Here is an 18,621-nt window from a genome sequence, read left to right on the forward strand (position 1 = left end):
GGCCCCGCACAGGAGGCGAGACATGACCGCAGGACAGGGCCCGCCCGGGCAGGAGGGCTGGGGTCCCGGCCCGGGCCAGCAGCCGCCCTACGGCCAGCAGCAGCCGTGGGGGCAGCAGCAGCCGTACGGCCAGCAGCAGCCCTACGGCCAGCCGTACGGACAGCAGCCCCCCGGCCAGCAGTACGGGCAGCAGTACGGCCAGCAGTACGGGGGCTACGGCTCCGCACCGCAGGCGCCGGACGCGTGGGGCGCCCCGACGCCCGTCGCGCGCCCGCAGACGGTGCGGTTCGGGATCGGCGCCTTCCTCCTGAGCACCCTGCTGGGGGTCATCGGCGCGATCGTCACCTTCGCCCAGTTCGACGAGCTCGTCGACCAGGCGCTCATCGACCAGGGCCTCGACCCGGCCGAGTACGACGGCATCACCGACGTCGCCGGCGCGGGCGCGATCACCGCCGGTGTCGTGGTGGCGCTCGTCTTCATCGGCCTGCAGCTGCTGTTCATCTGGTTCGCCTGGCAGGGGCGCAACTGGGCCCGGATCGTCCTCTGGGTGCTCGGCGGCCTGGCCGTGCTCTCCGGGCTGATCGGGCTCGCCGGTCCCGGCACCACGGGGCTGCTCACCACGCTGTCGCTGCTGCAGACGCTGCTCATCGCGGCCGGCATCGTCGCGCTGGCCCTCAAGCCGTCGAACGACTGGTACCGCTACCGCGGCTGGGAGCGCGCCCGCGGCCGCTGACCCGCGTGGTGTCCTCGGGCCCGCCCGCTCCCCGTACGGGGGAACGGGCGGGCCCGCTGGTTTGCGCGACTCCACCGAGGGGATCTGTGGTGCGACATCCGATGGCGCGCGACGGAGGAGGGGACGACGTGACCGTGCGGCTCGACTCCGTTACCCCATCGTGACCGAGACCGGTGAACCGCTCGCCGGGTCGTCCCGAACCCAGGGCATGACGACCACCGAGCAGGCCCCCGCGCCGGCCACCGGACCGGACGGGGACCCGATCCCCGCCCGTCGCGGCCCGCGCCGGCTGCTCGCCGCGCTGGCCGGCCTGCTGGCCGCCGCCGTGGCCCTCGGCGTCGCCGAGCTCGTCGCCGGGCTGGTCGGGCCGGCGTCCTCGCCGGTCGTCGCCGTCGGCGACACGGTCATCACCCTCGTGCCCGAGCCGGTGAAGCAGTTCGCCATCCGCACCTTCGGCGAGAACGACAAGATCGCCCTGGTCGTCGGCACGCTGGTGGTCGTGGCGCTGTACGCGCTGGTCGTCGGCCTGGTGTCGCTGCGGTCCCGCCGGGCCGGGGTCGCGGGGATCGCGCTCTTCGGGCTCCTGGGCGCCGCGGCCGCCGTCAGCCGCCCCGCCGGTGGCGTCCTCGACGCGCTGCCCTCGGTGGCCGGCGCCGTCACCGGTGCCGTCGCCCTGCTGGCGCTGCTCGCCCCCCTCACGCTGCCCACCACGGCCCCGGCCTCCGCGCCGGCCACGGCGCCGGCCGCGCGGGACGACGACGCCGACGTGATGGAGCGCCTGCGCGGCGCCCTGTCGATGGCCGACCGCAAGGGCACCGGCATGGACCGCCGCCGGTTCTTCCTCACCGGCGGGGTCGCGCTCGGCGCCGCCGCGGTCACCGGGGGCGGCGGCCGGCTGCTGCAGCGGCGCTTCGACGTCGGCAACGCCCGCGGCGAGCTCACCCTGCCGACGCCGTCGTCGCGGGCCGCGGCCCTGCCCCGGGGCGCCGACCTCGCCGAGCGCGTCGAGGGCGTGACGCCGCTGTTCACCGCCAACCGCGACTTCTACCGGGTCGACACCGCGATCACCGTGCCGCAGGTCCGCCCGGCCGACTACCGGCTCGAGCTGACCGGCATGTTCGACTCCCCGCGCACCCACACGCTGGCCGACCTGTTCGAGCGCGACGACGTCATCGAGCGCGACATCACGCTGACCTGCGTCTCCAACGAGGTCGGCGGCGGGCTCGCCGGCACCGCCCGCTGGATCGGCATCCCGCTGGGCGCGTTCCTCCGCGAGCACGGCGTCTCCGGCGACTCCGACCAGCTGTTGTGCCGGTCGGTGGACGGCATGACGATCGGCGCCCCGACCCGTGCGGCCCTCGACGTCGAGGACGCGATGATCGCCTTCGGGATGAACGGCGAGCCGCTGCCCGTGGAGCACGGCTTCCCGGTGCGGATGCTGATCCCCGGCCTCTACGGCTACGTGTCGGCCTGCAAGTGGATGACCGGCATCGAGGCCACCACCTTCGACGCCTTCGACGCCTACTGGGTCGAGCGCGACTGGGCCGTGCAGGCGCCGATCAAGCTCGCCTCGCGGATCGACACCCCCGCCCCGCTGCGCGCCTTCGACGCCGGGCGCCGCCCGATCGCCGGCGTCGCCTGGGCGCAGACCCGCGGCATCGCCCGGGTCGAGGTGCGGGTCGACGAGGGCGAGTGGCAGGAGGCCGAGCTCGCCCCGCAGGCTGACGCCGACCTGTGGCGCCAGTGGGTCCTCCCGTACGACTTCGCGCCCGGCTCCTACCAGCTCACCGTCCGGGCCACCGCGGCCGACGGCGAGGTGCAGACCGACCAGCGGGCCACGCCCTTCCCGAACGGGGCGAGCGGCCTGCACTCCATCCGGGTGATCGCGAGGTAGCGGTCCCCGCCCCGCCGGCAGCCGGCCGGCAGGGCACACATCCCCCACAGACCGTCTCGGCCACCCGCGCCGCAGACGCCTCTCCCGACCCCTCGCACGGGCCGGGAGGGACCACCGCGGGGACCACCCGGTCCCCGAACGGACGAGCACGACGACACGAGGAGCACACCCGACGTGAAGAGCACCCTGACCCGCGGCGTCCTGCTGGCCACCGCCTCCACGCTGGCCGTCACCCTGAGCGCCTGCGGCTCGGACGACAGCGGCACCGCCAGCGAGGGCTCGGCCTCGCCCAGCAGCGACAGCAGCAGCGAGACCTCGTCGGGCTCCGAGGAGGGCATGGAGAGCACCAGCGGCTCCGACATGATGTCCGACGAGCCCTTCGGCGCCGGCTGCAGCGCCGTCCCCGCCGACGGCGAGGGCAGCTTCACCGGCATGACCGACGACCCGGTCGCCACCGCCGCCAGCAACAACCCCGTGCTGTCCACGCTGGTGCAGGCCGTCACCCAGGCCAACCTGGTCGACACCCTGAACACCACGCCGGACATCACCGTCATCGCCCCGGCCAACCCGGCCTTCGAGGCGATCCCGCAGGACCAGCTGCAGGCGGTCCTGGCCGACAACGCCGTGCTGACGCAGATCCTCACCCACCACGTCATCCCGGGCCGGCTCTCCCCGGACCAGCTCGCCGGCACCCACACCACCGTGGCCGGCGACGAGGTGACCATCGAGGGCTCGGGCGAGAACTTCACCGTGGCCCAGACCGTGACCGGCACCCCGGCCTCGGTCATCTGCGGCAACGTGCAGACGGCGAACGCCACCGTCTACATCGTCGACCAGGTGCTGGCCCCCGCCGCCGGCTGACCCCGCTCCCCGTCCGCGTGACGGGGTCCCCGACGGGCCGCCGTCCGACCACTCCCCCCGGTCGGGCGGCGGCCCTCGCCGTGTGCCGGGCCGTGCCCGGGCCCGGCACCGCGCCTGGCGGCTGCCTAGGGTCGCTCCCATGACCGCACCGGCCGTCCTGCCCGACCGCGACCGCCTGCTTGAGCTGATCGTCGACCTCGCCGTCGTGCACGGGCGGGTCACGCTGTCCTCCGGCCGGGAGGCCGACTGGTACATCGACATGCGCCGGCTCACGCTCCACCACGAGGGCGCCCCGCTGGTCGGCCGGGTGATGCGCCAGCTCACCGGCGACCTGCGCTACGACGTCGTCGGCGGGCTCACCCTGGGCGCGGACCCGGTGGCGACGGCGATGCTGCACGCCGCGGCCGACGGCGAGGGGTTCCTCGACGCCTGCGTGGTGCGCAAGGCCGGCAAGGCGCACGGTCTGCAGCGCCGCATCGAGGGTCCCGACGTCGAGGGGCGGTCGGTGCTCGTCGTCGAGGACGTCTCCACCACCGGCAGCAGTCCGCTGGCCGCCGTCGAGGCGCTGCAGGAGGCGGGCGCGGAGGTCATCGCCGTCGCCGTGATCGTCGACCGCGGCGGCCGGGCCGCCGTCGAGGCCGCGGGCCTGGAGTACCGCGCCGCCTTCACCCTCGCCGACCTCGGCCTCGACTAGCCGCATCGCCGTCCTGGCTCACCCCCACGCGTCCTGGCTCACCGTCCACCGTGAGCCAGGACGCAGCACGATCAGGTCACCTGATCATGCGCCGCCCCGCCGTACGGTGTGGCGGTGACCACACTCGCCACCGCGTGGGTCGACGAGCTCACCGCCGCGCTCGGGTCCGACGGCGTGCGCACCGACCCCGACGTCACCGCCTCCTACGCCCGCGACCAGGCGATGCTCGCCGAGGCCGGCACCCCGGCCGCGGTCGTCTTCCCGCGCAGCACCGACGAGGTCGCCGCCGTCCTGCGGGTCGCCGCGCGGCACGGCGTCCCCGTCGTCCCGCGCGGCGCGGGCTCGGGGTTGGCCGGCGCGAGCAACGCCGTCGACGGCGCGATCACCCTCGTGATGACGCGGATGGACGCCGTCCTCGAGGTGTCCCCGGCCGACCGGCTCGCCGTCGTGCAGCCCGGCGTGGTCAACAAGGCGCTGCGCGACGCCGTCGCGGGCTCGGGGCTGTTCTATCCCCCCGACCCGAGCAGCTACGACTGGTGCACGATCGGCGGCAACCTCTCCACCAACTCCGGCGGCCTGTGCTGCGTGAAGTACGGCGTCACGACCGACTACGTGCTGGGCCTGGAGGTCGTGCTCGCCGACGGGCGGGTGCTGCGCACCGGCCGGCGCACGGTCAAGGGCGTCGCGGGCTACGACCTCGCGCGGCTGTTCGTCGGCTCCGAGGGGACGCTCGGCGTGATCACCGAGGCCACGCTCGCCCTGCGCCCGGCGCCGCAGCGGCCGGTCACGCTGGTGGCCACCTTCGCCACCACCGCGCAGACCGGCCAGGTGGTGGAGCGGGTGGTCACCTCCGGCCTGGTGCCGAGCCTGCTCGAGGTCATGGACAACACCTGCATCTGCGCCGTCGACGACCTGCTGCACGCCGACCTCGACCGCGACGCGCACGCCCTGCTGGTGGCGCAGTCCGACAGCGGGGGAGCGGCGGCGGCCGCCGAGATCGAGGCGCTGGCGCAGCTGTGCCGGGAGGCCGGCGCGCAGCTGGTGCACTCCACCGACGACCCGGCCGAGGGCGACCTGCTGCTCGCCGCCCGCCGGATGGCGCTGCCCGCGCTGGAGCAGCTGGGCACCACCCTCATCGACGACGTCGCCGTGCCGCGCTCGCGGATCGCCGCGTTCCTCGACGGCTGCGACGGGATCGCCGTCCGCCGCGGGCTGACGATCGGCGTCGTCGGGCACGCCGGCGACGGCAACATGCACCCGACCATCTGCTTCGACCCCGCCGACGACGGCCAGCGCGCCCGGGCGTTCGCCGCGTTCGACGACATCCTCGCGCTCGGGCTGTCGCTCGGCGGCACGGTGACCGGCGAGCACGGCATCGGCTCGCTCAAGGTCGAGTGGCTCGAGCGCGAGGTCGGTGAGGTCTCCCTCGAGGTGCACCGCCGGATCAAGGACGCGCTCGACCCGGCCGGCCTCCTCAACCCCGGCAAGGTGCTGCGCCGCCGGGCCTGAGACGGGGGCCTGTCGGGGGTCCGGCGCCCGGGAGATACTGACGCCGACCAGCGTCGATCGACAGGAGTGCCCCGATGCCCATCGCGACCCCCGAGGTCTACGCCGACATGATCAGCCGGGCGAAGGAGGGCGGCTTCGCCTACCCGGCGATCAACTGCACCTCGTCCGAGACGATCAACGCGGCGCTGCGCGGCTTCGCCGACGCGGGCAGCGACGGCATCATCCAGTTCTCCACCGGCGGCGCCGAGTTCGGCTCGGGCACCCGGGTGAAGGACATGGTCACCGGCGCGGTGGCGCTGGCCGAGTTCGCGCACGTCGTCGCCGAGAAGTACCCGGTCAACGTCGCGCTGCACACCGACCACTGCCCGAAGGACAAGCTCGACAGCTACGTCCGCCCGCTCATCGCGCTGTCCAAGGACCGTGTCGACGCCGGCCAGGCGCCGCTGTTCCAGTCGCACATGTGGGACGGCTCGGCGATCGACCTGGAGGAGAACCTCCAGATCGCCGAGGAGCTCATCGACAAGTGCGCGGCCGCCAAGATCGTGCTCGAGCTCGAGATCGGCGTCGTCGGCGGCGAGGAGGACGGCGTCGCGCACGACATCAACGACAAGCTCTACACCGCCCCCGGCGACTTCGTGTCCACGGCGAAGGCCCTCGGCCTCGGCGAGCGCGGCGTCTACCTGCTCGCGGCCACCTTCGGCAACGTCCACGGCGTCTACAAGCCGGGCAACGTCAAGCTGCGGCCGGAGATCCTCAAGGAGGGCCAGGAGGTCGTCACGCAGGAGCTCGGCCTGCCCGAGGGCAGCAAGCCGTTCAACTTCGTCTTCCACGGCGGCTCGGGCTCGCTGCAGTCGGAGATCCGCGAGGCGCTGTCCTACGGCGTGGTGAAGATGAACGTCGACACCGACACCCAGTACGCCTTCACCCGGCCGATCGCCGGGCACATGTTCAGCAACTACGACGGCGTGCTGAAGGTCGACGGCGAGGTCGGCAACAAGAAGGCCTACGACCCGCGGCCCTACATGAAGCTCGCCGAGACCGGGATGGCCGCGCGCGTCCAGCAGGCGTGCGAGGACCTCCTGTCGGCCGGCCAGAGCCCGAGCGCCTGAGCCATGACGCACTCGCACAACCTGCTCGGCGAGCCGCCCGCCACCCTGCTGCCCGGCGACCCGGAGGCCGAGGCCGCGCTGGCCGCCGGCACCGACCCCGCCGAGGTGGCCGCCGCCCACCCCCGCGCCAGCGCCGCCTGGGCGGCGCTGGCCGAGGCCGCGCTCGAGGGCGGCCGAACCATCGAGGCCTACGCCTACGCGCGCACCGGCTACCACCGCGGCCTCGACGCGCTGCGCAAGAACGGGTGGAAGGGCTACGGCCCGGTGCCGTGGTCGCACGAGCCCAACCGGGGCTTCCTGCGCTGCGTCACCGTGCTCGCCCGGGCCGCCGAGGCGATCGGCGAGGTCGACGAGCAGGAGCGCTGCACCCAGCTGCTGCGCGACTGCGACCCGACGCTCGCGCCCTGAGCCCTGCCCGGCCCCGCAGCTGACACCACCACGGCCGCCGTCCCCTCCCCGGGGGACGGCGGCCGTCGTGCGCGGGTGGCCGGTCACCCGGCGTCACCGGTTCGGGTGGACCGGGACCGGTCCCGTTCCGTTCACCAGGCAGGACGCAGGGCGCGGGAGCACACTCCGTGAACACGCGCCCGCCGGGCGCCCCGTGCAGGGAGGTGGTGTCCGTGGCGACACTGCTCTGGATCCTGGCCGTCGTCCTCGTGGTCGCCGGCATCTTCGCGATCCTCCGCAAGCAGCTGCTGTGGGGGATCGTGCTGATCGTCGTGGGGCTGCTCGTGGGTCCCGGCGGCGTCAGCGTCTTCACCTGACCGGCGCGGTCCGGGGCGGGGGAGTGCCCGCCCCGGACCGCGCGCGGGAGCCGCTCCGCACGCGCAGCCCGGCCGTGGCACGATCCCGCGGCATGGACCGCGACGCAGCGAGCCCGGGTGACGAGGTCCCCGCCGTACCGGTCTTCTTCCTGTCCGACAGCACCGGCATCAGCGCCGAGACGATGGGCAACGCGCTGCTCATCCAGTTCCCCGAGCTGCACTTCGACCGCACGCTCGTGCCGTTCATCTCCACCGTCGAGCAGGCCCGCGAGGTGGTCGCGCAGATCGACGAGCTCGCCGACGGCCCGGTGACGCCGCTGGTGTTCACGACCGCCGCCGTCGACGAGGTGCGCCAGGAGCTGCTGCGCTGCCGCGTCCCGGTCATCGACTTCTTCGGCATGCACATGGACCGGGTCGAGCAGGTGCTCGGCGCCCGCGGCCTGCGCGAGGCCCGCCGGCTGCACGGCGTCGGCGACGTCCGCCGCTACAACGACCGGATGGCGGCCGTGGAGTTCGCCATCGAGCACGACGACGGGCAGAGCTCGCGGGCGCTGGAGCGGGCCGACGTCGTCCTGCTGGCCCCCTCGCGCTGCGGCAAGACGCCGACGGCGATGTACCTCGCGCTGCAGCACGGCCTGTTCGTCGCCAACTACCCGCTGGTCGACGAGGACCTCGAGACCACCGACCTGCCGCGCCCGGTGCGCGCGCTGGCCGACCGCTGCTTCGGGCTGACCACCACGGTCACCCGGCTGTCCCGCGTCCGCCAGGAGCGCCGCCCGGACTCCCGCTACGCCTCCGAGGCGCAGTGCCGCGCCGAGCTGCGCAAGGCCGCGGCCATGTACGACGCGCACCGCCTGCCCACGGTGGACACCTCCGCGGCCTCGGTCGAGGAGATCGCCGCCGTCGTCATCCAGACCCTCGCCCGGGGACGGCGCCGCGGAGGCGACCGCCGGTCCGCCGGGCGGGGCAGAACCCCGGGAGGGACCGCGTGAGCACCGAACGCCCCGCGAGCACGAACGCCGGTACGGAGAACGTCCGCTGGTTCGCCGACCTGGGGATGGGCGACCTCGATGAGGTCGGCGGCAAGAACGCCTCGCTCGGCGAGATGATCTCCCACCTCGCCGACGCCGGCGTGCGCGTGCCCGACGGCTTCGCCACCACCGCCACCGCCTACCGGCACTTCCTGGGCGACACCGGCCTCGCGGAGCGCATCTCCGAGCGGCTGCGCGACCTGGACACCGACGACGTCCGCGAACTGGCCGCCGCGGGCCGGGAGATCCGCGGCTGGGTCGTCGGCCAGCCCTTCCCCGAGCAGCTCGAGGCCGACATCCGCACCGCCTACGAGCAACTCGTGGGCGACGACGACGCGCTGTCGTTCGCCGTCCGCTCCAGCGCCACCGCCGAGGACCTGCCCGACGCCTCGTTCGCCGGCCAGCAGGAGACCTTCCTCAACGTCCGCGGCATCGACGCGGTGCTGCAGGCCGTCCGCGAGGTCTACGCCTCCCTCTACAACGACCGGGCGATCGCCTACCGCGTGCACCACGGCTTCGAGCACGACACCGTCGCGCTGTCGGCCGGCGTGCAGCGGATGGTGCGCTCCGACGTCGGGGCCTCCGGGGTGCTGTTCACCGTCGACACCGAGTCCGGCTTCCCCGACGCCGTCTTCGTCACCGCCGCCTACGGCCTGGGCGAGGGCGTGGTGCAGGGGGCGGTCAACCCCGACGAGTTCTACGTCTACAAGCCCGCGCTGCGCGCCGGGCGCCCCGCGATCCTCAAGCGGGGCGTGGGCGACAAGGCCACCAAGATGGTCTACACCGACTCCACCGAGGTCGGCCGCACCACCGAGTTCGTCGACGTCGACCCCGCCGACCGCCGGGTGCTGTCCCTGACCGACGACGAGGTCACCGAGCTGGCCCGCTACGCGCTGGTGATCGAGGAGCACTACGGGCGCCCGATGGACGTCGAGTGGGGCAAGGACGGCGTCGACGGCGGCCTGTACGTGCTGCAGGCGCGCCCGGAGACCGTCCAGTCGCGCACGGGCAGCGGCACCGAGCGCTTCCGGCTGACCGGCTCGGGCACCGTGCTGGTCGAGGGCCGGGCGATCGGGCAGAAGATCGGCGCGGGCGCGGTCCGGGTGCTGCGCGACCTCGAGGAGATGGGCGACTTCCGCCCCGGCGACGTCCTGGTCGCCGACATGACCGACCCCGACTGGGAGCCGATCATGAAGCGCGCCTCGGCGATCGTGACCAACCGCGGCGGGCGCACCTGCCACGCGGCGATCATCGCCCGCGAGCTCGGCATCCCGGCCGTCGTGGGCACCGGATCGGCCACCCGCTCGCTCGCCGACGGCCAGGAGGTCACCGTCTCCTGCGCCGAGGGGGACACCGGCCACGTCTACGAGGGCGCCGTCGACTTCGAGGTGGAGGAGACCCGCCTCGACGCCATGCCCCCGGTCCCCACCAAGATCATGATGAACGTCGGGACGCCGGAGCAGGCGTTCGCCTTCTCCCGGCTGCCCAACGCCGGCGTCGGGCTGGCCCGGCTCGAGTTCGTCATCAACCGGCAGATCGGCATCCACCCGAAGGCGCTGCTGGAGTTCGACGAGCTCCCCGGCCGGCTGCGCGAGGAGGTCGCCGACCGGATCGCGGCCTACCCCTCGCCGCGGGACTTCTTCGTGCAGCGGGTCGCCGAGGGCGTGGCCATGATCGCCGCGGCCTTCGCGCCCGAGCCGGTGATCGTGCGGATGAGCGACTTCAAGTCCAACGAGTACGCCAACCTGCTCGGCGGCGAGCGCTACGAGCCCGACGAGGAGAACCCGATGATCGGGTACCGGGGCGCCTCCCGGTACCTGTCGGAGGACTTCGCCGAGTGCTTCGCGATGGAGTGCGAGGCCCTGCGCCACGTGCGCGACGAGATGGGCCTGACGAACGTGAAGGTCATGATCCCGTTCGTCCGCACGGTCGCCGAGATCGAGGGCGTGGTGGAGCTGCTGGCCTCGCACGGCCTGCGCCGCGGGGAGAACGACCTGTCGGTCGTGATGATGTGCGAGCTGCCGAGCAACGCGCTGCTCGCCGACGCCTTCCTCGACCACGTCGACGGGTTCTCCATCGGCTCCAACGACATGACCCAGCTCGTCCTCGGCCTCGACCGCGACTCCGCCCTGGTGGCCGACCGCTTCGACGAGCGCGACCCGGCGGTGCTGCGGGTGCTGGAGATGGCCATCCAGGCGTGCCGGGCGCGCGGCAAGTACGTCGGCATCTGCGGCCAGGGCCCCAGCGACCACCCCGACCTCGCACTGTGGCTGCTCGAGCAGGGCATCGAGTCGATGTCGCTCAACCCGGACACCGTCGTCGACACCTGGCTGCACCTGGCCAAGGCCGGACCGGACGCCGGCTGACCCGGCTCCCCCGGGCCCGGCGGCCGCTCAGCGGTCGCCGAGCTCGGGGTGCAGCTCCTGCAGGCGGGTGGTCAGCGCGGTGAGCTCCTCGCCGCCGGCCATGAGCCGGGTGAGGTCGTCGGAGTCGACGTCGGCGCGGGTGAGGTCGCCGGCCACCTGGCCGCGCGCCAGCAGCAGGAAGCGGTCGCCCACGAGGTGGGCGTAGCGCGGGTTGTGCGTGACCAGGACGACGGCGAGGCCGCGCGCCCGGGCGCCGAGCACCGCCTGCCCCACGAGGGTGTGCTGCGCGATGGTCATCGGCTCGGTGGGCTCGTCGAGGACCAGCGCGCGGGCGCCGTAGTGCACGGCCCGGGCGATGGCGAGGCTCTGCCGGGCGCCGGCCTGCAGCGTGCTGACCGGCTGGTCGGGGTCGACGCCGGTGACGCCGATCCCGGCGAGCGCGCGCACGGCGGTCTCGCGGGCGGCGTCGACGTCGAGCCGCCGCAGCGGCCACGCCCCGCGGGTGGGCTCGGCGCCCAGGCACAGGTTGCGCCACACCGACAGCAGCGGTGCGACGGCGAGGTCCTGCCAGACGGTCGCGATGCCGGCCGCCCGCGCCGCGCGGGGGCTGCGCAGCCGCACGGGCCGGCCGTCGAGGAGCAGCTCGCCCTCGTCGGGCCGCTGCAGCCCCGACAGCAGCGCCACGAGCGTCGACTTCCCCGAGCCGTTCTCGCCCAGCAGGCAGGTGATCCGCCCGCCCTCCAGCGCCATGCCCACCCGGTCCAGGGCGGGCACGCCGCCGTGGCGCACGGTCACCCCGCGCAGCTCCAGGACCGGCGGGGCGCCGTCGGGCCGGCCGGCGGTGCTGCCGGCGGCGGTGCTCACGAGCGCGGCGCGGCGCGCAGCCGCCCCCGCACCACCCCGCCGAAGGCGAGCGCCACCAGCAGCAGCACGCCGAGCAGCACCTGCGACCACCGCGGGTCCCAGCCCGACAGCTCGAACCCGCTGCGCGCGACGGCGTAGAGCAGCGCGCCGACCGCGGCGCCGGCCATCGAGCCGTACCCGCCGGTGAGCAGGCACCCGCCGAGCACGGCGACGACGACGAGGTCGATCGCGGTGGTCAGCGACGGGGTGGCGGCGACGCTCGCGGCGGGGACCAGGGCGAGCGTGCCGAGCAGCCAGCCCGCGGTCGCGGTGAGCGCGTACAGCACGAACGTCGTCCGCGGCACCGGGACGCCGAGCTCCGCGGCCGCCCGGCGCGACCCGCCCATCGCCAGCACCTCGTTGCCGAAGCGGGTGCGCCACAGCAGCCACCCCGCGCCGGCGGTGGCCGCCAGCCACCACAGCAGCGAGACCGGGAAGACGCCGCCGCCGACCTCCGCCGTCGACCCGAACAGCGCCGACGCCGACGACCAGCCGGGCGCGACGTCCAGCCCGCTGATCCGCGGCGCCCCGGCGACGAGCGGCAGCGTCGACAGCGTCGTCCCCTGCAGCACCAGCGCGGTGGCGAGGGTGACCAGGAAGCTCGGCAGCCCGGTGCGCACGACCAGCCAGCCGTTGACCGTCCCGACCGCCAGCGCGCAGGCCAGGGACAGCAGCAGCGCCGGCCAGACGCCCCAGCCCTGCTGCCCGACGAGGACGCCGGTGAGGACCGAGCTGGCCACGGCCACCGTGCCGATGGACAGGTCGAAGTGGCCGCCCACCAGCAGCAGCCCCACGGCCACCCCGCCGATGCCGAGCAGCGCCGCCTGGTCCAGGACGCCGGCCAGGCCCTCCGGGGTGAGCAGCTCCGGCACCCGCAGCCCGAACACCAGGACGACGACGGCGAGACCCACCACGGCGGCCAGGCTCGGGCGGGCGAGCACCCGGTCGAGGACCCGGCGGCGCGGCGGGGACACCCGCGCGAAGGGCAGGCGGTCGACGGTCACCGGGTCACCGGACACGGGCGCAGCGGGGCCTCCTCGGGGCTGGGGCCTCCCCAGTGTCCACGACCGCGCCCCGTCCCGCGTCCCCGCAGCTCAGGGCCGCAGCCGCCAGCGCACCCGGTCGTCGGCGTACCAGGTCCAGCGGGTGACCGGCCGGGGGAAGACGACGCCGTCGCGGGTGACCTGCGCCGGGTCGCTGGCCAGCTGCAGCGCCCGGCCGGTGCTGCGCCGCGGCGGCCGCATGAGCTGGGGGGAGACGACGACGCGGAGGGTGTCGACGGCGGTCCAGTCGGGGCGGACCTCGATCCGGGCGACGGTCCCGTCGGCCACCCGCTGGTCGTCGTGGTGGGCCTGCACGCCCAGGCGCGCGGCCAGCGGCAGCCGGCCCTTCTCGGCGGCCTCGTAGCGCCCGTGCTGCAGCAGCACGCCGCCGTGGTCGTCGCGCACCAGCGACAGCTCGCGCTCGGCGCCGCTCCCGATGCCGAGGTCGCGGGCCAGCCCGCGCGAGGAGGCGTCGTCGGCGGGCTCCCACGACACCGGGACCTCGGCGGTCCGCCCGGCGCGGACGAGCGCGGCCAGCACCGCCGACAGCGCCGCCACCGGGCCGCGCACGAGCAGCGCACCGGCGTCGGCGGCCGCGGCGACGGCGGCTCGCTCGGGTGCCTCCCCGGGCCCGAGACCGCGCAGGTCGAACTCGACGAGGGACATGCCGATACCCTGCCACCTGACAGACCGGTCGCTGCCGGTGTCGACGACGAAGGGGTGCGTCACCCGATGCCGGCAGTCGTGCTGATCGGTGCCCAGTGGGGCGACGAGGGCAAGGGCAAGGCCACCGACCTCCTCGGCGGCCGGGTCCCGTACGTGGTCCGCTACCAGGGCGGCAACAACGCCGGGCACACCGTGATCACGCCCGACGGCGAGCGGTACGCCCTGCACCTGATCCCGTCGGGGATCCTCACGCCGGGCTGCACGCCGGTGATCGGCAACGGCGTCGTCGTCGACCCGCAGGTGCTCATCGGCGAGCTCGCCGGGCTCGAGGAGCGCGGCGTCGACACCTCGAAGCTGGTCATCTCGGCGGACGCGCACCTGATCATGCCGCACCACCGGGCGCTGGACCGGGTCACCGAGCGGTTCCTCGGCAAGCGCAAGATCGGCACCACCGGCCGCGGCATCGGCCCCGCGTACGGCGACAAGGTGGCCCGCACCGGCATCCGCGTGGCCGACCTGCTCGACCTGTCGATCCTGCGGCAGAAGCTCGAGGGCACCCTGGTGGAGAAGAACCAGGTGCTGGTCAAGGTCTACAACCGCAAGGCCATTGACGTCGACGAGGTCGTCGAGGAGTACGCCGGGTACGCCGAGCAGCTCCGCGACCGGATCGCCGACACCCGGCTGATGCTCGCGAACGCGCTCGACGCGGGCGAGTGGGTGCTGCTGGAGGGCTCGCAGGGCACGCTGCTCGACGTCGACCACGGCACCTATCCGTTCGTCACGTCGTCGAACCCGACCGCGGGCGGCGCGGCCACCGGCAGCGGCATCGGCCCCACCCGCATCTCCCGGGTGGTCGGCATCCTCAAGGCCTACACGACCCGCGTGGGCTCGGGCCCGTTCCCGACGGAGCTGTTCGACGCCAACGGCGAGTACCTGCGCAAGCAGGGCGGCGAGGTCGGCGTGACCACCGGCCGCGACCGCCGCTGCGGCTGGTTCGACGCCGTCGTCGCGCGCTACGCCAGCCGGGTCAACGGGATCACCGACTACTTCCTCACCAAGCTCGACGTGCTCTCGGGCCTGGAGACGGTGCCGATCTGCGTCGCCTACGACGTCGACGGCGTCCGGCACGACGAGATGCCGATGACCCAGACCGGCTTCCACCACGCCAAGCCGGTGTACGAGGAGATGCCGGGCTGGTTCGAGGACATCCGGCACTGCCGGTCCTTCGACGAGCTGCCGGCCAACGCGCAGGCCTACGTGCGCCGGCTCGAGGAGCTCTCGGGCGCGCGGATCAGCGTGATCGGCGTCGGCCCGGGCCGCGACGAGAACGTCGTCGTCCACGACCTTCTCGACTGATCACGTCGTCGGCCTACCGGCCGACACCGCGGCCAGGTGCCGTCCCCTGTGGCGTGGAGCCCTTCCCGGCACTCGGTCGCGGAGGCCTCTGGCCCCCACTCCTCGCGCCGCCTCGCAGGGCGGCTCCCGTCGGATGGGTGGTCAGGCGGCCTGGCGGACCGGCTGGGTCGTCTCCATCTCGGCGCGGGCGGCGACGACGACGTCGGGGTTGTCCGTGATGATCCCGTCGACGCCGAGCGCGAGCAGCAGCCGGGCGGCGCCGCGGGCGTCACCGGCGGCGGCCGGGTCGTCACTGCTGCGCAGGTGGCGCGGCAGGTAGGTGTTCTCCGCGGCCAGCGTCCACGGCACGACCAGCAGCCCGGCGGCGTGCGCGCGGGCGACGAGGTCGGAGACGCCGGTCATGGTGTCGTCGGCGTCGCGCAGCAGGATCCGGTCGACGCAGGGCGCGATGCCCTGGGCGTAGGTGGACACCGCGCGCAGTCCGGCGTTGGTGAGCAGGTGGTCGTCGGAGGAGGCGATGTCGACGAGCTGGAACATCTGCGGGCCGTCGTCGCTGAGGTCGGCGCGCAGCCGGCGCAGCGCCGCGGCGTCGAAGGACTGCAGCACCACCGGCCCGTCGGGGGAGGAGGCGTCCAGGCGGCGCAGCTCCGCGGCGACCAGCTCGGTCATCGGCTGGCCGCGCTCGGCCGACCAGCTGGGCTTCTTCAGCTCGGCCAGCACGCGGACCTGCCGCTGCGGGGTGGACCGGCGGCGGGCCAGGTCGACGACCTCCTCGAGGGTGAGGATGCCGAACTGCCCGTCGTAGGCGGTGTTGAGCGGGCGCAGCCCCGGCTTGCGCTCGACGGCGCGCAGGGTGCGGAGCTCCTCGAGCGTGAAGTCCTCGGCGAACCAGCCGGTGCGCTTCTTGCGGCCCACGCGGCGGCTGGTGCGCCGGTCGGCGAACTCGGGCCGGGAGGCGACGTCGGTGGTGCGGGACAGCTCGTTCTCGTGCCGTGCGACGAGCGCGCCGTCCCGGGTGACGACGATGTCGGGCTCGATGAGGTCCGCGCCCATGTCGATGGCCAGCTCGTAGCTGGCGAGGGTGTGCTCCGGGCGGTACGCACAGGCACCGCGGTGACCGACGACGAAGGGGCCCGAGGTGCGGACCCGTGCGTGAGTCGCGAGCGACTCGGTCGCGTGCATGCCATCCAGAACACCCGACCGAGGTGTCGGGATGGCGAACGCAGCCTGGCGCGTCGCTGAGAAATGGGAGGACGGCACGCTGACCTGCGGTCCACCATCCGGCGGGTGATGCATCTCTCAGACATCGGCTGGTCGCCCGAGCGCCTCGAGCAGCTCCCCGAGGGGACGTCACCCGGACGGGTGGCGCGGGTCGACCGCGGCCGGCTCACGGTCCTCACCGCCGACGGCGAGCGGCGGGTGCACCCGGCCGCCGCGCTGTACGACCCCGACGGCGTCGACAGCCCGGCGGTCGGCGACTGGGTGGCGCTGCGCGGCGAGCTCGCCGTGGCCCTGCTCCCGCGGCGCTCGGCGTTCACCCGCACCGTCGCCGGCCGGACGTCGGCGGCCCAGGTGGTGGCGGCCAACCTCGACCTGGTCCTCGTCGTCGACGCCCTCGCCGGGCCCACCCGCGCCCGCCGCGTGGAGCGCTACCTCGCCGTCGCGTGGGGCAGCGGCGCGACCCCGGTCGTCGTGCTCACCAAGGCCGACCTGTGCGACGACGTCGCGGCGGCGGTCGCGGCCGTCGCCGAGGACGCCGTGGGCGCCGACGTGCTGGCCGTCAGCGCGCACACCGGCGAGGGGCTCGACGCCGTCCGTGCGCTGCTCGCCCCCGGCGTGACCGGCGCCATGGTGGGGCCGTCGGGCGTGGGGAAGTCCTCGCTGGCCAACGCGCTGGCCGGGCACGAGGTGGCGCCCACGCGGGAGGTCCGCGAGGCCGACGGTCGCGGCCGGCACACCACGACCTCCCGCGAGCTGCACCTGCTGCCCGGCGGCGGCCTGCTCGTCGACACCCCCGGCATGCGCGAGCTCGGCCTCTACGACGACGAGGGCGTCGACACCGCGTACGCCGACGTCGCGGGGTTCTCCGCGCACTGCCGGTTCCGGGACTGCGCGCACCGCACCGAGCCCGGCTGCGCCGTCGCCGCCGCCATCGACGACGGCCGGCTCGACCCCGCCCGGCTGCTCGGCTGGCGCAAGCTGCAGGCCGAGGCGCACCGGCAGGCGCTGCGGGCCGACGCGCGCGCCCGGGCCGCCGAGCACCAGCGCGTGAAGGCGCTGCACCGGGCGATGCGGGCGCAGCCGAACCGGGTGCGGTGAGGCGTCGGTAGGGTCGCCGTCCGTGCGCGTGCTCGTGATCGGCTCCGGAGCCCGGGAGCACGCCCTGTGCGTCGCTCTGTCGTCCGACCCCGCGGTGACCGCGCTGGCCTGCGCGCCGGGCAACGCCGGCACGCGGGCGATCGCGGAGGCCGCGCCGGTCGACGTCGCCGACCCGGTGGCGGTCGCGGCGCTGGCCAGCGGCTGGGGCGCCGACCTGGTCGTCGTCGGTCCGGAGGTGCCGCTGGTCGCCGGCGCCGCCGACGCGGTGCGCGACGCCGGCATCGCCTGCTTCGGCCCGTCGGAGCAGGCCGCGCAGATCGAGGGCAGCAAGTCCTTCGCCAAGCACGTGATGGCCGCCGCCGGCGTGCCCACCGCCCGCTCGTGGCCGGTCGGCGGGGCGGCGGAGCTGGAGACGGTCCTCGACGAGGCCGGCGCGCCGTACGTGGTCAAGGACGACGGGCTCGCCGCCGGCAAGGGCGTCGTCGTCACGACCGACCGGGACGCCGCCGTGGCGCACGGGCACCGGGTGCTCGACGCCGGGGGAGCGGTGCTGGTCGAGGAGTACCTCGACGGCCCGGAGGTGTCGCTGTTCGCCGTCACCGACGGCACGACGGTGCTGCCGCTGGTGCCCGCCCAGGACCACAAGCGCCGCGACGACGGCGACGCCGGCCCCAACACCGGCGGGATGGGCGCCTACGCGCCGCTGCCGTGGGCGCCGGCCGGGCTCGTGGAGGAGGTGCTCGCCACCGTCCTGCAGCCCACCGTCGACGAGATGCGCCGCCGGGGTGAGCCGTTCAGCGGCCTGCTCTACGCCGGGCTGGCGCTCACCTCGCGCGGCGTGCGGGTGGTCGAGTTCAACGCCCGCTTCGGCGACCCCGAGACCCAGGTGGTGCTGCCGTTGCTGGAGACGCCGCTGGCCGGGCTGCTGCACGCCGCCGCCACCGGCACCCTCGCCGAGCACCCGCCGCTGCGCTGGCGCGACGGGGCGGCCGTCACCGTGGTCGTCGCGGCGGCCGGCTACCCCGAGGCGCCGCGCACCGGCGACCCGGTCACCGGCGCCGACGGCGAGGGCGTGCTGCACGCCGGCACCACCGTGGACGCCGAGGGGACGGTGCGCTCGGCCGGCGGTCGGGTGCTCGCGGTGACCGCGACCGGCGCCGACCTCGCCGCCGCGCGCCAGGCGGCCTACGAGCGGGTGGCCGCGGTCCGGCTGGCCGGCGCGCACTGGCGCAGCGACATCGCCCTGGCCGCCGTCGAGGGGCGCATCACCGTCGGCTAGCGGCCGAGGCCCCGTCCTCCCTCACCGCAGCGCCTCCTCCCTCACCTCCCGCCGTGAGGGAGGAGGCGCTCCGATCAGGTCACCTGATCCCGGA

The 18,621-nt window shown here is 74.9% G+C and carries 17 protein-coding genes; 13 read left to right on the plus strand and 4 right to left on the minus strand.

What is annotated here, in order from left to right:
• Window positions 1-22 precede the first annotated feature (22 nt).
• The 10 genes from WA616_RS14680 (at window position 23) to ppsA (ending at window position 10,961) form a co-directional block, all read left to right on the plus strand.
• Window positions 23-733, plus strand: coding sequence for a hypothetical protein (locus WA616_RS14680; RefSeq protein WP_336030910.1), 711 nt, complete (start codon window positions 23-25; stop codon window positions 731-733).
• Window positions 734-941: 208 nt separating this feature from the next.
• Window positions 942-2,627: a molybdopterin-dependent oxidoreductase gene (locus WA616_RS14685; protein WP_336030912.1), complete on the plus strand. Its 1,686-nt coding sequence runs from the start codon at window positions 942-944 to the stop codon at window positions 2,625-2,627.
• 174 nt (window positions 2,628-2,801) lie between these two features.
• Window positions 2,802-3,488 (plus strand): fasciclin domain-containing protein, encoded by a 687-nt coding sequence (locus tag WA616_RS14690; RefSeq protein ID WP_073421048.1) that lies wholly within the window; start codon window positions 2,802-2,804, stop codon window positions 3,486-3,488.
• Window positions 3,489-3,627: 139 nt separating this feature from the next.
• Entirely contained in the window at window positions 3,628-4,182 is a 555-nt protein-coding gene (gene pyrE / locus WA616_RS14695) for an orotate phosphoribosyltransferase (RefSeq protein ID WP_336030915.1), read from the plus strand.
• 114 nt (window positions 4,183-4,296) lie between these two features.
• On the plus strand, window positions 4,297-5,691 hold the full coding sequence (locus tag WA616_RS14700; RefSeq protein WP_336030917.1) for an FAD-binding oxidoreductase: 1,395 nt from the start codon (window positions 4,297-4,299) through the stop codon (window positions 5,689-5,691).
• A gap of 74 nt (window positions 5,692-5,765) precedes the next feature.
• Window positions 5,766-6,800 carry a class II fructose-bisphosphate aldolase gene (gene fbaA, locus WA616_RS14705; RefSeq protein ID WP_336030920.1) on the plus strand — a complete coding sequence of 345 codons (1,035 nt, stop codon included), beginning with the start codon at window positions 5,766-5,768 and terminating at the stop codon, window positions 6,798-6,800.
• Window positions 6,801-6,803: 3 nt separating this feature from the next.
• Window positions 6,804-7,208, plus strand: a complete 405-nt coding sequence (locus WA616_RS14710) for a DUF3151 domain-containing protein (RefSeq protein ID WP_073421051.1) — start codon at window positions 6,804-6,806, stop codon at window positions 7,206-7,208.
• Between the two features lie 212 nt (window positions 7,209-7,420).
• A complete protein-coding gene (locus tag WA616_RS14715; protein ID WP_175562899.1) occupies window positions 7,421-7,564 on the plus strand; it encodes a GPGG-motif small membrane protein in 144 nt (47 codons plus the stop codon).
• A gap of 92 nt (window positions 7,565-7,656) precedes the next feature.
• Complete coding sequence (locus tag WA616_RS14720) at window positions 7,657-8,556, plus strand: pyruvate, water dikinase regulatory protein (protein WP_073421053.1); 900 nt, start codon at window positions 7,657-7,659, stop codon at window positions 8,554-8,556.
• On the plus strand, window positions 8,553-10,961 hold the full coding sequence (gene ppsA, locus WA616_RS14725; RefSeq protein ID WP_336030925.1) for a phosphoenolpyruvate synthase: 2,409 nt from the start codon (window positions 8,553-8,555) through the stop codon (window positions 10,959-10,961). Before WA616_RS14720 ends, ppsA begins: the two co-directional genes overlap by 4 nt.
• Window positions 10,962-10,988: 27 nt before the next feature.
• Here ppsA and WA616_RS14730 read toward each other — a convergent pair whose 3' ends face one another.
• The 3 genes from WA616_RS14730 to WA616_RS14740 form a co-directional block, all read right to left on the minus strand.
• Window positions 10,989-11,825: an ATP-binding cassette domain-containing protein gene (locus WA616_RS14730; RefSeq protein ID WP_336030927.1), complete on the minus strand. Its 837-nt coding sequence runs from the start codon at window positions 11,823-11,825 to the stop codon at window positions 10,989-10,991.
• Window positions 11,822-12,868 (minus strand): ABC transporter permease, encoded by a 1,047-nt coding sequence (locus WA616_RS14735; RefSeq protein WP_336030928.1) that lies wholly within the window; start codon window positions 12,866-12,868, stop codon window positions 11,822-11,824. The genes WA616_RS14730 and WA616_RS14735 overlap by 4 nt, the downstream gene beginning before the upstream one ends.
• A 90-nt stretch (window positions 12,869-12,958) precedes the next feature.
• Entirely contained in the window at window positions 12,959-13,573 is a 615-nt protein-coding gene (locus tag WA616_RS14740; protein WP_336030929.1) for a hypothetical protein, read from the minus strand.
• Window positions 13,574-13,639: 66 nt separating this feature from the next.
• Between WA616_RS14740 and WA616_RS14745 the strand changes: the two genes are divergently transcribed.
• On the plus strand, window positions 13,640-14,929 hold the full coding sequence (locus WA616_RS14745) for an adenylosuccinate synthase (RefSeq protein WP_336030931.1): 1,290 nt from the start codon (window positions 13,640-13,642) through the stop codon (window positions 14,927-14,929).
• Window positions 14,930-15,070: 141 nt separating this feature from the next.
• On the opposite strand, the gene WA616_RS14750 is transcribed toward WA616_RS14745, so the two are convergent.
• Window positions 15,071-16,111, minus strand: a complete 1,041-nt coding sequence (locus WA616_RS14750; RefSeq protein WP_336030934.1) for a glycerophosphodiester phosphodiesterase family protein — start codon at window positions 16,109-16,111, stop codon at window positions 15,071-15,073.
• Window positions 16,112-16,219: 108 nt separating this feature from the next.
• Between WA616_RS14750 and rsgA the strand changes: the two genes are divergently transcribed.
• Entirely contained in the window at window positions 16,220-17,248 is a 1,029-nt protein-coding gene (rsgA, locus tag WA616_RS14755) for a ribosome small subunit-dependent GTPase A (protein WP_336031037.1), read from the plus strand.
• A gap of 22 nt (window positions 17,249-17,270) precedes the next feature.
• Window positions 17,271-18,527: a phosphoribosylamine--glycine ligase gene (gene purD, locus WA616_RS14760; RefSeq protein ID WP_336030936.1), complete on the plus strand. Its 1,257-nt coding sequence runs from the start codon at window positions 17,271-17,273 to the stop codon at window positions 18,525-18,527.
• Window positions 18,528-18,621: the final 94 nt, after the last annotated feature.

This window comes from Geodermatophilus sp. FMUSA9-8 (assembly GCF_037034165.1).
Classification (GTDB): Bacteria; Actinomycetota; Actinomycetes; order Mycobacteriales; family Geodermatophilaceae; genus Geodermatophilus; species Geodermatophilus nigrescens.